Source organism: Rhodothermales bacterium (assembly GCA_034439735.1).
GTDB lineage: Bacteria > Bacteroidota > Rhodothermia > Rhodothermales > JAHQVL01 > JAWKNW01.
In genome coordinates this window covers 1-14,353 of record JAWXAX010000007.1, presented here as the reverse complement: position 1 = coordinate 14,353, position 14,353 = coordinate 1, and the positions used below count along the sequence as shown (strand labels likewise).

Here is a 14,353-nt window from a genome sequence, read left to right as displayed (position 1 = left end):
CTCCCCGTATCAAGTACGGGGCAGGCTCTCGATTCGAGGAGGGGCGAGTTCCGACGTCGATTTATCGATGTCGGAACGGGGAGGAGTATTGCCCGGCATTAACGTGGATCATTTTTTTGCAACTCGACCTGACGGCCGAGTTTGAGAAAATAAAGGCAGCTCGACTGGGGATGCCGTTTGACCCATCCGCCCGGCATCCATTTGCTCCTCCCCATCCCGTCACCGCTATGCGCCGACGGGATGTGCCCCTCCTCGGGGCGAGGCGGGGCCTGATCGTCAGGAACGGTCCAGCTACAAAAAGTGTCCGAAGTATTAAGGTTGCAAGTTGGCGGGATTATAAGTTGGTGCCTCATCCTTGATCCTGGGTATCCATAAAGATAAAACCTGCCAACCTGCAACCTGAAACCTGCAACCATTCCCCCGTATACCACCTAGCTTTGTCTCACCAACTGACGTTTTGCGTTCGGTATTGGAATCACGCTTCACAGCTGAACGGTGCATACCAAGACACCAAACGTTCAACGGAAAAACGTGCAACGCGTAACGTCAGTCACCAACCCACGGGATCGACCTATGAATGGTAAACGCGCCCTTCTTCCCGCCCTGTTCCTGAGCGCCGCGGCTGTAGTACTGGCCGGCTGCGGCGGGCCGAATCTGTTCGACCATGTCCGCGTCTTCGGGAGCAGCGGGATTTGTTGGACGATCGTGATCGTGCTGGACATCATCGCGCTGATCGAGGTTGCCGGCAGCAGCCGCTCGACGGGCGACAAGGTGGTCTGGGCGCTGATCATCCTCTTTTTCCCACTCTTCGGGTGCATTGTGTATTATCTGTTCGCCCGGAAGTGAGCGTTTTAACGTCGACCGTCTCGGCCTGAGATCAATATCAAACACAGGCCGGGACGTGGCACACGCGTATGCGCCTGAAGCGCGCCCTCGATGCGCCAAAGGCGATTGGCTGTGTAGGCAGATCTGTTGTTTTTTCCGGCGCTGAACTGTGTTTCGGCACAAGCGCATGCGTCGGGTGCGATTCTTGTGTTTCCCGCCCACACCGACCGGTTCGTTCCAGTTGCCCCCCATCTGGTTTTTGACGGCGATTCCTTTCGTCGTCTCATCGTTGATGTGGTAGTACTCGATGGGAAAAGCAACGCTCTTTCTGGTGGCGGCTATGGTCGCTGCCGGGCTCATAACGCAGCATTTTCAGACGTTCTCGACGGACACCAATTCGCTCAGCAGCGAATACGGGGAGCAGGTGGTGGCCCGCGATATTGCCCGTTCGGCCTATAACCTGGCCATGGCGGATGCGAGGCGCGACTTCGCCGGCGCCGCGGCGCGTCTCGCGATGAACGACAAGGCCTTCGGTGGCGGGACGTTCGACATCGTGCCCACCTCATACGGCACGGACTCCCTCGTGCTCGAGATCACCAGCACCGCCGGCGAAGCCTCGTACCAGATCCGGACCACCCTCGTCGAGGTCAGCATGCTCGACGCCGCGCTGATCGTCGAGGCGCCCCACGTCGTCCCGAGTATCAACGGACCCACCGTGCTCATCACCGGCTTGGATACGGATCCTGCTACAAACCCGCAAGGTCTGAAGGGCGCCGATCAGCACGGGATAAAGGCCAACATGGCCGCTGTCGCCACTCAGTTTGGTGCGGCTTTCGGGCTGGCCCATAAAAACAAGGTACGCGGCAAGAGAGGAATTGGCGACATCAACGCCGGCGCGTTTACTGCCGCCGTGCAGGACATCTACGCCGAAGGGCTGCTCGAACACGACTTTGTGCAATCGGATGACATCGATGGAGCAGTCACATTCGGCTCCGTTAACTCCCCGGCTATTGTCGTCGCGCAAGATATCACGGTGAATGACGGCGGCCACCTCACGGGGTACGGCCTGTTATTGCTTGACGACGAGTTCGAGGTCAAGTCGGGCGGCCGGCTCGACTGGGAGGGCCTGGTCATCGCCAAGGCGGAAACCAGCATCGGGTTGGATTACAGTGGGACCGTGAACATCTACGGCAGCCACATCGTGCTGCAGGGGTCGTCGGCCTTTACGATGCCGGCGCCCGGCAAGCTACATATTGCTTATCTATCCTCCTCGGCCGGCTATCAGTCGAGCGTCAACATCCACCCGTACGGCTACGGAGCGCAGCAGGTGTTTGCGAAAGGCGCGAACAAGATCGCGAGCGTCGACGATGTGTGGGAGCAGCACTTTGAGCAAGGCCAGCAGATCAACTTCTTCATCCGGACCTGGCCGACCAATGGGCCGGTGAAAACGCAGACGCCCAACTACTACGACCAGTACGCGCGCGGCCACGAGTCGCAGGTATCCCTGAATCCCTACGCCGACGTGATCCAACTCGACGACGAGGGCTTTCACTGGCGGATCGGGTTCGAGGATCTGAACGAAGAAAAGGGGTATCCGTCGGACTGGGACTATAACGACCAGATTATCGAAGTCCTGGTCATTCCTGATTCGACCTGGAATCCAAATGCGACACAGGATTGGTGGTCCGCCGGAAACGGTGAAGGAGAAGAAGATGATGAGGAAGGGGGCGAAGAAGTAGAAGGCGGTGGTGGCGGCGAAGTGGTCGGCGCGACGTCGTTCAGCTTCAACGCTCAGGGCAACATCAGCTTCATGTACAGCACCGAGGCGATCGCCCGATTAAACGACCGGCTCGAGTCGGTCCGCCGCTCCCGGAGAATGATCGAGTTGAACCGCAACGATCGGCCGCTCTGAGGTTCAGTCTGAGTTTATTTGCACGCGAGACGCTCCCGCCAGGGCGTCTCGCTTTTTTTTGCCCGAAGTGGCATACGGTTCGCGGGCGCTTCGAGGATCGATTCTGCTTCCGCGCGCCCCTCCCTAGCGTCCATTCATCGGCGCCGCGCACGAAGCAACCGGTTTAACACCCATCCATGATGTAGTGATTATGATCAACTCGACACGATTCGCGGGCTTACGCACGTATGGCCGGCTTTTTTTGTTGCTCGCCCTTTGCCTTTCAGTCTGTTCTCCGAATTCCGTGCGCGCGCAGGGTGGCGCGCCCCGCTGGGACGACCGATTTCAGGGGTTCGGCGTCGACGGGGCCATCTATGCCCTGGCGCGTGGATCGGACGGCAGCGTGTATGCGGCCGGCTCGTTCAGCCGCGCCGGTGGGTTGCCGGCCCGGAATATCGCCCGGTGGGACGGCCGCGCCTGGCGAGCCGTCGGGATCGGCCTGGGTCTGGGGAGCGAGGATGTCGTCAACGCGCTTTATGTCGATACCGACGGCCGGCTGTATGCCGGCGGCAATTTCGCCGTCGCCACCCAGTCCGATGGGACGACAATCGAAGCCCACAACCTGGCGATGTGGAACGGCGCCCGGTGGGAAGCGATGGGCTCGGGGGTCGACGACGAGGTGTTCGACCTGATCGGCGACGGCGACGGTGCGTTGTACATCGGCGGGGTCTTCCTGCGCGACGGGCTCGACGAGTTCGATCTGGGAAAAGTAGCCGTATGGGATGGAAACGATCTATCGCCAGTGGGCGATGGGCTCGGGACTTCCAGCTCGGTGTCCATCCAGGCGATGGCGTTTGATTCGCAGGGGACGTTGTACGCGGCCGGCCGCAGCCTCGCCGGCGGGGTGTTCCGATGGAATGGTTCCACATGGAGTTCCTTTGGCGCCCTGCACACGGGCGATGTGTACGCCATGGCGATCGACAGCCAGGATCGGATCTATGTCGGCGGAGCCTTTATGCAAGTAACCCAGCCGGATGCCACGATCGTGCCGGCGGGCCGGCTTGCGCGGTGGGAATCAACGGGGTGGGATGTGCTTTTGGGAGGCGTGAACGGTGAAGTCCGCTCGCTCGCCATCGACGACGCGGATCGTGTCTACGCCGGCGGGCTGTTCCTGCAGGCGGGAAGCCTCGTCGTGAACCACGTCGCCCGTTGGGATGGCGCCTGGGGCGCGCTGGCTCAGGGCGCCGGCGACGATGCATTTGAAGAGGTAAGCACGCTGCTGTGGACGCCGGACGAGGCGTTGTTTGTCGGTGGCGACGTTTCCTTCATCGATGGCCGTGTGGCCAATGGATTCGGGGTCTGGGAAGGAGAAACGTGGGGTTCATTCGCCGGCGCCGGCCTCGATGATACGGTGAACGCCCTGGCGTACGACGCTGTAGGAGGATTATACGCGGGCGGTGCGTTTACGTATGCCGGGCTCGTCAAAGCCCCGGGTATCGCGTACTGGGACGGAGAGATGTGGGCGGCCGTCGGCGGGGGTGTGGATGGGACGGTGTACGCGCTGCTGGTCGACCTCGACGGGACGGTGTATGTCGCCGGCGACTTCCAGCATGCCCGGCAGCCCGGCGGGGTGAGCCTGCCTACCTCCAACATAGCGGCGTGGGATGGAGAGACCTGGATGGCCCTTGATACCGGCTTTGACGGGCCCGTGTACGCGCTCGCGCTCGACGCCAGCGGTGCGCTGGTGGCCGGGGGGGCGTTCGGGTACGACGGGTCGGAGCAATCCGTGTTGAACTACACCGCCGTGTGGGACGGCGCCGCGTGGGTGGCTCTGGGGGATGGGATGGATGACGAGGTGCTGGCCCTCGCGACCGGTTCGGATGGTACCGTGTACGCGGGTGGCGCCTTTTCCTCCGCCGGCGGCGTGGCGAATACGGCCTATATCGCGCAGTGGACGGGCGCGGAGTGGGAGGCCCTCGCGGCCGACGCATTGCTCGACAATACCGTCCGCGCCCTGGCCGTGGACGACGCCGGCATGGTGTACATCGGCGGCGACTTCACGAGCGTCACCAATAGCCTCGCGGCCGGCCATGTCGTCGGCTGGAATGGTACGCAGTGGGTGTTTCTCGGCGGCGCCCAGAGCAACGGCGTGGCCGGGTGCTGCGTGACCGCGCTTGCGATTGGAGAGGTCGGTAGCGTCTACGTAGGTGGCTCGTTCGAGGGGGTAAATCGCCCGGTGGGGCCGACGCTTGCGGCCGCCGGCCTGGCCGTGTATTCCAATAGCGCCTGGCAGCCCCTTACGTCCGGTGTCGATGGCGCGCCGGCGGTGCTGGCCGTGTCCGGGGAAGACCTTTATGTGGGTGGCGCGTTTCGCGTGGCCGGCGGCTTTGCGTCCTCTCACCTGGGGCGCTGGAGCTCGGCCGTGTCGTATGTGAGCACGGAGGACGAGACGCCGGCGTTGCCCGAGCGCTACGACCTGTCCGCAATCTACCCGAACCCCTTTAACCCGACCGCCCACTTCAGTCTGTCGGTTCAGCAGACCCAGCAGGTGCGCGTGGAGGTGTACGATATGCTCGGACGCCGTGTCGCACAGCTATTCGACGGGGTGCTTTTGGCGGGCCAGTCGCGGGGCTTCGTGCTTGAGGCCGGCGCCTGGCGCAGCGGTGCGTATCTGGTGCGCGTGGCCGGGGATTCGTTTAACGCCACGCGAAGCGTGATGCTGGTCAAATGAAAGGGGGCGGCATTGCGAAACCTGAAGTTTTACTTTAAGTTACAGCCGGATGCAAGTGGCTCGCGCGGAGCGGCCGTGCTGTGAGCTATGCTGTGAGCTATGCTGTGAACGGCACGTTGCTTACCTCGCGGCGAGCAAAAACCCGCGGTCGTTTGCGCTGGAAGCGCATGCGGTATGGAGCACGTCGCTTTATATTGCGGAGCTTCCGGCCGATACCGAGAGGTGCTGCTTGTTTCTCGCGACGATCCCCCCTGTGACGAAAGGTAAATGTGCATCTTGCTTATGCACCTTGTAGTGCGCACACAGGTTTTAAGGCGATATGTTTTATTGCACGTAGCGATGCGTAATCTCCAATTTAAGCTTTATTCAATGGCGCCCGTTCGGCTCTGGCTGCCGGCATGGATCGCACTGTTCCTGGTCGTTCTACCCGCCAGTGCGGACACGGTCGTTCGTCGTATTTCATTTGCCTCCCGTTCGGATGGCCAGGGCCTGGTGATTCGCGTCCACACCGATCAAGCCGTCAGCGCCTACAGCGAGCCGCGCATGGGCGATGGACATTCGCTCGAGATCATGGTGTTCAACGCGAAACTGGCGCCGAATTATAAAGTCGATAGCCCGTTTCTACCCATCCGCGAGGTGTCTGTAGAGGCGCGTAACGGCCATCTGCTCTTCAGCTTCGCCATCGAAGACCAGGTTTCGGTCGATGCGGCCGCGTATCCGGACAATCACTCCAGCGATCTACTGGTGGGTCTTACCACCCTGAGCCGCTCCCCGGAGATGGTGGTCGCGGCGGATCTCAATGCGTCTTCCGGCCCGGAATCCGCCACGCGATTGGGTTCGGCGACTGAGGAATCCGCGCCGCCGGCCACCCGCGCCACGGAAGTCGCAAGCGGCCCGACCGAGCCCCTCCAGCCGCGTTCGACGCCTATCACGGGCGAGCGCTGGCAGCTGGACACAATCGTCATCGACGCCGGCCACGGTGGGCACGACCCCGGCGCGGTCGCGAACGGAGTGCGCGAGAAAGACCTCAATCTCAAAGTCGCCCTCAAGCTCGGGCAGTACCTCGAGGACCTGCTGAAGGTCAACGTGATTTACACGCGAACGGACGACCGATTTGTGGAGTTGCACGAGAGGGGGCATATCGCGAATCAGGCCGGCGCCAAGCTATTTATCTCCATCCACGCCAACTCGTTCGCCAAAAAGCCACAGGTTCGCGGGACGGAGACCTACTTCCTGGGCATGCACAAGACGGACGAAGCGCGCGATGTCATCGAACGCGAGAATAGCGTGGTGAAGCTGGAGAGCAACCCAAACCAGTACGAGGAATTCTTTCAGAACAGCATCCTCCGCTCGCTCGCGCTGAGCGCCAACATGCGGATGAGCGAGAAGTTGGCCGCCAAGGTCGACGAGGAGTTTGTCGAGCGCGCGCGTCGCCCGAGCCGCGGCGTGAAGCAGGCCGGCTTCATCGTCCTCTGGGCGGCGTCCATGCCGGCGATTCTGGTGGAGATGGGCTATATCACCAATCGCTTCGAAGCGGCCTATCTGAATAGCGAACAGGGGCAGGACTTTCTGGCCAGCGCGATCTACCGCGCCGTTCGCGACTACAAGGCCGAGTACGAAAAAGGCCTCGAACTGGCGACAACGCGCTAAACGGATGCGTGGCTCGGGGCGATCGTCATCTATCTACTGACGCTATCATGATGCCCCCCGATGTCAGCGTAGCCGCGTTACACGCGGCCCTGCGCACTGTACCGGACTTCCCGTCTCCTGGCATTCAATTCCGGGACATCACCCCCATCCTCGCGGATCCGGCACTGCTCGAGGCCGCGATCGAGTTGCTGGCCGCGCCGTATAGAGGGCGAGTCATCACCAAAGTGGCGGCGATGGAGGCGCGCGGGTTTGTCCTCGGCGCCGTTCTGGCGCGCGAACTGGGCGCCGGCTTTATCCCCATCCGAAAAAAAGGGAAGTTGCCGTACGAGACACACGTGGCGTATTACTCCCTCGAATACGGCGCCGATGCGTTGGAAGTCCACACCGATGCCTGCCAACCCGGCGATGTCGTGTTGATTCACGACGATGTGATCGCGACGGGAGGGACGGCGCTTGCGGCGCTTGATCTCGTACAGGCGGCCGGCGGTCAGGTGGCGGGGTATTCCTTTCTGATCGAACTCACCGCCCTTGGAGGACGAACGACCCTCGAAGCCCGCGGTATTCCTGTGTATAGCGTGTTAGCCCTCTGACGCATGATTGCTACTCGATTAATTTCCCGGCCGGTGGTCTTGCTCGCCGGCGTGCTGGCCCTCAGTGGGTGTGAAGTGCTCGAAGAAGTGGGGGTGATCACGCTGCAGCCGGCGACGGTTGAAATGAGCTTTCGCTTCTCGAACACCCTCACCGGCATTACGCGCGAGGTCACATCCGAGGAGACGCTGAGCCTCGATGACGTCCTGGCGGACAATCAGTACACCCGCGAAGAGGTCGTTTCCGCCCGGGTCACCAGCGCACGCATCCGCATCACCACGCCGTTCCAGGAAACCCTCGAGGCCTTATCTGACATTGAAGTCGCGCTGCAATCCACGCAGCGAGGGCCGGACATCGTCGCTACCTTGACCGATTCGCCCGACGCGAAAGAGGCTACGATGAACCCGTCCGGACGCGCGATAGGCGCTTATGTGGAGGGCGGGCCGTTTCAGGGCGTCCTATCGCTGGTAGGGGCTAAAGATGTGGATGAGGACTTTCTGGTGTTTGTCACCCTGACGGTCGAGATCGACGTCGAGGGGTTCTAGCGGACCGCTATGCAGGAGATCTCAACCCGCGCGCCGCGGGGGAGGGCATGGACGCACACGGCTTCGCGCGCCGGCGTCATCTCATCGAAATAGCGGGCGTATACTTCGTTGACCAGGGCGTAGTCGTTAATATCCGTCAGATACACCGTGCATCGCACGACATGCCGGTACGACATATTGGCGGCTTTTAGCAGCGCCCCGAGGTTTTCAAGCACCCGTTCGGCTTCGCTCTCCACGGAATCGGTCACCATGCTTCCGCTCTGGGGATCGATCGCAATCTGTCCGGAGCAATACAACGTGTCGCCTGAAAGGATCGCCTGGCTGTAGGGGCCAATGGTGGCGGGCGCCAGATGAGTCTTGATGCTCGAACGCGGAGTAGTCATAGTCGGGTAGAGATGTACAACGAAGAGAGTGCATGGCATCGGGCAGGTCCGTAACTTCCGCCCTGGCGCGCCGGAACACAAACGAAAAATGCTCTAATTGTGCGGAGCGCGCGTGTCCGGTGGTTGGCCGTGCCGTTTCATACTTTCCGAAGTAGAGGATTTCCATCACGATGCTGACGGTCTTTCGCGTTGTGTTCGTCGCGCTGTTGATCGGCGCTGGTATCGGTAGCTGTGTCGTTTCGCCGGCTGCCGCCCAGAATACACCGCCTGCGCCGGAGTGCCATTCCGAGCCGCTGTATCGGGGGTTTGACTTCTGGATCGGGTCGTGGGACGTATTTGCCCCCAACGGCAACCGGGCCGGCTCGAACCAAATCGAACGGGCCGAAAGCGGCTGTTTATTGCTCGAGCGTTGGACGTCTTCCCAGGGGGGGACCGGGACGAGCATGAACTATGTCGACCCGGTGGACGGGCGCTGGCGGCAAATCTGGATGGACGGGGGCGGCAACGTCATCCATCTGGCCGGCGGTCTAGAACACGGCGCCATGAAGCTGTCCGGAGAACTCATCGATCCCCAGGGTAATCGCTCCGGCCTGCGCGGTACCTGGACGCCCCTGGGTGACGGGAGCGTACGCCAGCTCTTCGAGCAGTCGCTCGATGGGGGGCGGACGTGGTCAACCTGGTTCGACGGCTATTACCGGAAACCAATGCCCTGATTGCTTTGGTGGCCCCGGCGCCGGGCACGATGGTTGCTCCGTACTATCTGGCAGCAGTTGGACCAGTCGATTCGGCATTTTTCCCCCTTCCTGCGTGCGTCGAACTCCCTCTGATTTGATGCGTACTACCCCGGGCAATTTCTCATGGCGGCGTTCGCGGCTGTTTGCCTGTTAGCTCCCCGGCTACCCCTTTTTCTCTTCCGTTGAAGTCACCGGCGTTTTCCAACCTCTCCGGACGCCTGGGAGCACATCTACCATGTCTATTCGCGGCGATTTGTTGTTGCCGGCGCCGTCGCATGCCACCCAGTTCCCGGGCGGCGCGACCAGTAACGCCCGGCTATCGGTTACCATCGGTATCGACTGGGGGACTTCGTTCACCAAAGCCGTGGTGCGCGCCGAGGCGGAGGCCTACGCGGTCCGGTTCGACGATGCGGCCCTTGGGGCGGATGCCTACCTGATGCCCTCGCTCCTGTTTCTAGACGATCGTGGGCGGGCGTTCGATCGGCGTCGAACGGGCGGGCAGCGCATGGGCGGTCTCAAAATGGAGCTTTTTCGATTGGCTGGAGCCGACGAGCCGGACGCCGAGAACAGTGCTCGGGCAGTGGTGTATCTCGCCGGCGTCATCCGACGGGCCCGCGCGTGGTTTCTCTACGAGCAGGCCGGCGCCTACCGGACGCGCCGGCTCCGCTGGAATCTGCACCTCGGCATGCCTTCGGAAGGCTACACCAACACGGCGCTGGTGGATGCTCTCTACACCGTAGCCCAGGCGGCCTGGCATCTTTCCACCCAGCCAGGGCCGCTACGGGTCGAGACGGCGATGTATGTCTGGCGAGATGTCGTGCAGGGGCGTACGTTGCCGGCGCTCGATTGTGAGCAGGTCGATGTCCTGCCGGAGATCGCGGCGCAGGTGGTGGGATATGCGCATGAGAATCGCGCCCGCCCGGGGCTGCGCATTTTGATGGATATCGGGGCGATGACGGTCGACCTGGCGGGGTTTGCCCTGTTCGAGCGCGATGGGGCGAACCGCTACGCCTGCTACGGGACCAACGTGAGCCACGCCGGCGTCCAGAACCTGCACCGGAACCGTATCCAGTTTTTGCTCTCCGCCCTGGAAGGTAAGCCGCTCGAGGGAGAGACCTTCGCGCGGCTGACGATGGCGATGCGAAAGATGGAGGACCCGGCGCAGCCCGTGCCGCGCACGCTGCGACCCTACCTATCCGGCCAGCTCCGCACGCTCGTCACAACCCCGGAAGGCCCCGATGCCGCGATGGCCGAGCGGTGCCGGCAGGCGCTGCAGGCCCAGCTGTCGGCGCTCTGGAAACAGAAGGCGGCGCATCAGCGGAGCTGGGCGGAGGGGCTGCCGATCTTTATGTGCGGCGGCGGATGCACCCAGCCGGTCTATCAACAGGCGGTGCGGGAAGTGAGCGCGCGCTGGCAGGCGTTCGCGGGTGTGGGCGCGTTTCGCCTGTTCACCCTCGCCCCACCGGCCGATCTCGTCGCCCCGCGCCTCGCGCCCGAACTCTACCACCGCCTATCGGTCGCCTACGGGCTGACCTTTCCGGCGGAGGAGGTGGGGGCGCTGCGGATTGCGACTCACCCCAACAACGGCTGAACGACCTTGCCGTGGACGTCCGTCAGGCGGTAGCGCCGGCCCTGGTGGCGGAAGGTGAGGCGTTCGTGGTCGATGCCGAGGAGGTGGAGGACGGTGGCCTGGAGGTCGTGCACATGGACGGGGTCCACGGTGGCGTTAAACCCGAATTCGTCGGTGGCGCCGTGGCTGTAGCCGGGGCGGACGCCGCCGCCGGCCATGAACACCGTGAAGGCGTACGGGTGATGGTCGCGCCCCCAGACGTCATAATCCTCGATTTTGCCCTGGAGGAACGGCGTCCGCCCGAACTCACCGCCCCAGATGACGAGCGTGTCGTCGAGCAGGCCGCGCTGTTTGAGGTCTTTGATGAGGGCCGCGCTGGGGGCGTCGGTATCCTGGCACTGGATTTTGAGCTGTTGGTTGAGGTTGCGGTGCTGGTCCCAGCCGGCGTGCATGACCTGTACGAACCGCACGCCGCGTTCGGCGAGCCGGCGGGCCATGAGGCAGTTATAGGCGTAACTACCCTGGCGATGGACATCAGGCCCGTACATCTCCAGGATGTGCGCCGGCTCGTCCGAGAAGTCGGTGAGCTCTGGCACGCTGGCCTGCATCCGGTAGGCCATTTCGTACTGGGCGATGCGGGTAGCGATTTCGGGGTCGCCGTAGGCGTCGAGGTTTATCTGGTTGAGCTGCGCGAGGTCGTCCAGGATGCCTCGGCGCATGTCCTTGCTCATCCCATCCGGGTTCGACAGGTAGAGGACGGGGTCGCCGCTGCCGCGGAACTTGACGCCCTGGAATCGCGACGGAAGGAAGCCGCTGCCCCAGTAGTAGTCGTAAAAAATCTGTCCGCACGTGGCCTCCTTATCGCGCGAGGTCATGACCACAAACGCGGGGAGATCCTGGGAGTCGCTGCCGAGGCCGTAGGAGAGCCACGACCCCATGCTGGGCCGGCCGGCAATTTCGGCGCCGGTGAGGAGGAAGGTGATGGCCGGCGCGTGGTTGACGGCCTCGGTGTACATCGACCGCACGAAACAGAGGTCGTCCGAGATCTCGGCGATTTTAGGGAGATAATCCGACACCCAGGCGCCGCTCTGGCCGTGTTGCGCGAAGTTCGTGATGGGGGAGAGGACGGGCCGATCGGTCTGCCCCCCGGTCATGGTGCTGAAGCGTTTGCCGTCGGTGAGGGAGTCGGGGATCTGGGTGCCATGCCATTGTTTAAGCGCCGGCTTGTAGTCGAACAGATCCACATGGGATGGCGCCCCGTTCTGGAACAGGTAGATGACGCGTTTCGCGCGGGGGGCGAAGTGCGGGAGATCGGACAGGATGAGGCCGGCGGCCGGGCCGGAGGTGGTTCCGGCCATCAACGAGCCCAGCGCCGCGGCGCCGATGCCGGCGGAGAACCGTCCAAAGAACTGGCGACGGGTGATCGCCGCGTGCATCTCACGGATGGGGTTCATTGCTTCGTCAGGGTTTCGTCCAGGTTCAGGATGAGGCTACAAAGGCCGGCGAAGCTGGCGGTCTCGACGGGGTCCAGCGCCTCGTTACGGAGTTTTTCGCCGACGGCGAGGAGGCGGGTGGCGGCGTCGGGGTCGGCGGTGAACTGGGCGCGGAGGGTTGCCAGCCGGGCGGCGAGCACCTGGCGCTCGGCCTCCGTCGGGGTGCGGGCCGTGGCCAGGCGGAAGGCGGTATCGATTCGCTTCTCGTCCGTATCCGCCATCCCCATCACCCGCTCCGCCATGAGGCGGGCCGCCTCGATGTAGGTGATGTCGTTCAGGGTGACGAGGGCGTGGAGGGGGGTGTTGGTTCGGGAGACGTTGACGGTGCAGGTTTGCCTCGACGCCGTATCAAACAGCGTCGTTGGGCCGACGATGCGGCGCCAGAAGATGTAGAGCGTCCGCCGGTAGAGGGCGTCGCCCTGGTCCTGCGTGTAGCGCGTCTGACCGAAGGTGGCCTCCTCCCAGATGCCTTCGGGCTGATAGGGGAAGACGGGCGGGCCGCCGAGGGAATCCACCAGCAGGCCGGCGAGGGCCAGGGCCTGGTCGCGGAGCATCCACGACGGTAGCCGGTAGCGGGGGCCGCGGGCGAGGAGGCGGTTTTCCGGGTCGCGCTCGCGGGCCTCGGCCGTGGCGGGGGAGGCGCGGCGGTAGGCGTCGCTGAGGACGATCTGGCGGTGGAGGGCCTTGACGTCCCAGCCGGATTCGACGAAGTCCACCGCCAGCCAATCCAGCAACTCGGGATGCGACGGCTGCTCGCCCTGCACCCCGAAATCCTCGGCGGATTTTACCAGTCCGACCCCAAAAAACGCCTGCCAGTAGCGGTTGACGGTGACGCGGGCCGTGAGGGGGTTGTCGGGGCGGACGACCCATTCGGCGAGGGCGAGGCGGTTGTTGTCTTGCTCGTTGGCGAGGGTGGGCAGGAAGGCCGGCACATCCCGGGAGACGGCCTCGGCCGGCTTGTTGTACACGCCGCGCTCCAGGATGGTCGACGTACGCGGCTCGGGGCGCTCGTCCATCACCATCACCCGCACGTTGAGCGCATTCTGCCGGTCGCGGTCGACGACGGCGCGACGGAGGGTATTGAGTAGCCCGGCATACGCCGGCTCGGTGTCCTGGAACGCCTCTTCGAGGAGCCGGAGGTAGTAGCTGCTGCGTCGTTCGGGGGCCTGCTTGAGGGCGTCGACATTTTCGCCGATGAGGCCGCGGGCGTTGGGGGATTCTGCGGCGGGTTTGCCGGCGGGGCGGGGGAAGAGGTTATCTTCGAGAAGCCTGACTTCCAGGGCGACGGCGTCGACCGTCGCCTGTAGTTCATCGAGCTGGACGAGGTCTTGTGGTTTGCTCAGGTCGAGCACCGGCTCCACCTTGCCGTGGGCCAGGCCGCCCTCCTCGGAGGTCTGGTTGAAATAATCGAAGAACTGGTAATATTCCTTCTGGGTGAGGGGGTCGAACTTGTGGTCGTGGCAGCGGGCGCAGTTGACCGTCAGGCCAAGCCAGACGGTGCCGAGCGTCTCCACCCTGTCGAACACATTTTCGACGCGGGTTTCTTCCGGGATGCGGCCGCCCTCGCCGTTGTACATGTGATTGCGGTTGAAGGCCGTGGCGAGCACCTGTTCGACGCCGGCGTCGGGCTGGAGGTCGCCGGCAAGCTGGTCGACCGTGAAGCGGTCGTAGGGCGTATTTTCATTGATGGATCGGACGACCCAGTCCCGCCAGGGCCACATGGTGCGGGTGGGATCTCCCTGGAAGCCGTTGGTATCCGCGTAGCGGCCGGCATCCAGCCAGTCCCAGGCCCAGCGTTCGCCGTAGGCCGGCGAGGCAAGGAGGCGGTCGACGACGCGGTCGTAGGCGTCCGGGGCGTCGTCGGCGAGGAAGGCGTCCAGTTGCTCGAGGGTAGGGGGGAGGCCCGTGAGGTCGAGCGTGACGCGTCGGAGGAGGGTTTCTTT

At 63.3% G+C, this 14,353-nt stretch carries 11 protein-coding genes; 8 read left to right on the top strand and 3 right to left on the bottom strand.

The genetic code is table 11. From position 1 onward, the window contains the following. Nucleotides 1–573 precede the first annotated feature (573 nt). The 6 genes from SH809_00305 (at nucleotide 574) to SH809_00280 (ending at nucleotide 8,230) form a co-directional block, all read left to right on the top strand. A complete protein-coding gene (locus SH809_00305) occupies nucleotides 574–846 on the top strand; it encodes a PLD nuclease N-terminal domain-containing protein (GenBank protein ID MDZ4698117.1) in 273 nt (90 codons plus the stop codon). 286 nt (nucleotides 847–1,132) lie between these two features. Further along, on the top strand, nucleotides 1,133–2,737 hold the full coding sequence (locus tag SH809_00300) for a DUF4114 domain-containing protein (protein MDZ4698116.1): 1,605 nt from the start codon (nucleotides 1,133–1,135) through the stop codon (nucleotides 2,735–2,737). Between the two features lie 283 nt (nucleotides 2,738–3,020). Beyond that, a complete protein-coding gene (locus SH809_00295) occupies nucleotides 3,021–5,447 on the top strand; it encodes a T9SS type A sorting domain-containing protein (GenBank protein MDZ4698115.1) in 2,427 nt (808 codons plus the stop codon). A gap of 339 nt (nucleotides 5,448–5,786) precedes the next feature. Next, the gene (locus SH809_00290; protein MDZ4698114.1) at nucleotides 5,787–7,097 is read left to right on the top strand and encodes an N-acetylmuramoyl-L-alanine amidase; all 1,311 of its coding nucleotides are present in this window, start codon (nucleotides 5,787–5,789) and stop codon (nucleotides 7,095–7,097) included. Between the two features lie 47 nt (nucleotides 7,098–7,144). Next, nucleotides 7,145–7,687, top strand: a complete 543-nt coding sequence (locus SH809_00285) for an adenine phosphoribosyltransferase (protein ID MDZ4698113.1) — start codon at nucleotides 7,145–7,147, stop codon at nucleotides 7,685–7,687. A 3-nt stretch (nucleotides 7,688–7,690) separates the two neighbouring features. Further along, nucleotides 7,691–8,230 carry a hypothetical protein gene (locus tag SH809_00280; protein ID MDZ4698112.1) on the top strand — a complete coding sequence of 180 codons (540 nt, stop codon included), beginning with the start codon at nucleotides 7,691–7,693 and terminating at the stop codon, nucleotides 8,228–8,230. On the opposite strand, the gene SH809_00275 is transcribed toward SH809_00280, so the two are convergent. After that, complete coding sequence (locus SH809_00275) at nucleotides 8,227–8,613, bottom strand: RidA family protein (protein ID MDZ4698111.1); 387 nt, start codon at nucleotides 8,611–8,613, stop codon at nucleotides 8,227–8,229. The genes SH809_00280 and SH809_00275 overlap by 4 nt on opposite strands. Before the next feature lie 170 nt (nucleotides 8,614–8,783). On the opposite strand from SH809_00275, the gene SH809_00270 reads away from it, so the two are divergent. Together SH809_00270 and SH809_00265 are read left to right on the top strand one after the other, a co-directional pair. After that, nucleotides 8,784–9,326 (top strand): hypothetical protein, encoded by a 543-nt coding sequence (locus SH809_00270; protein ID MDZ4698110.1) that lies wholly within the window; start codon nucleotides 8,784–8,786, stop codon nucleotides 9,324–9,326. A 256-nt stretch (nucleotides 9,327–9,582) separates the two neighbouring features. Further along, the gene (locus SH809_00265) at nucleotides 9,583–10,938 is read left to right on the top strand and encodes a hypothetical protein (protein ID MDZ4698109.1); all 1,356 of its coding nucleotides are present in this window, start codon (nucleotides 9,583–9,585) and stop codon (nucleotides 10,936–10,938) included. Here SH809_00265 and SH809_00260 read toward each other — a convergent pair. Next, nucleotides 10,920–12,371, bottom strand: coding sequence for a DUF1501 domain-containing protein (locus tag SH809_00260; protein ID MDZ4698108.1), 1,452 nt, complete (start codon nucleotides 12,369–12,371; stop codon nucleotides 10,920–10,922). The two genes, SH809_00265 and SH809_00260, sit on opposite strands and share 19 nt — an antisense overlap. Further along, the coding region (locus tag SH809_00255; GenBank protein ID MDZ4698107.1) for a DUF1549 and DUF1553 domain-containing protein at nucleotides 12,368–14,353 on the bottom strand (1,986 nt) is incomplete at its 5' end. The genes SH809_00260 and SH809_00255, both read right to left, overlap by 4 nt.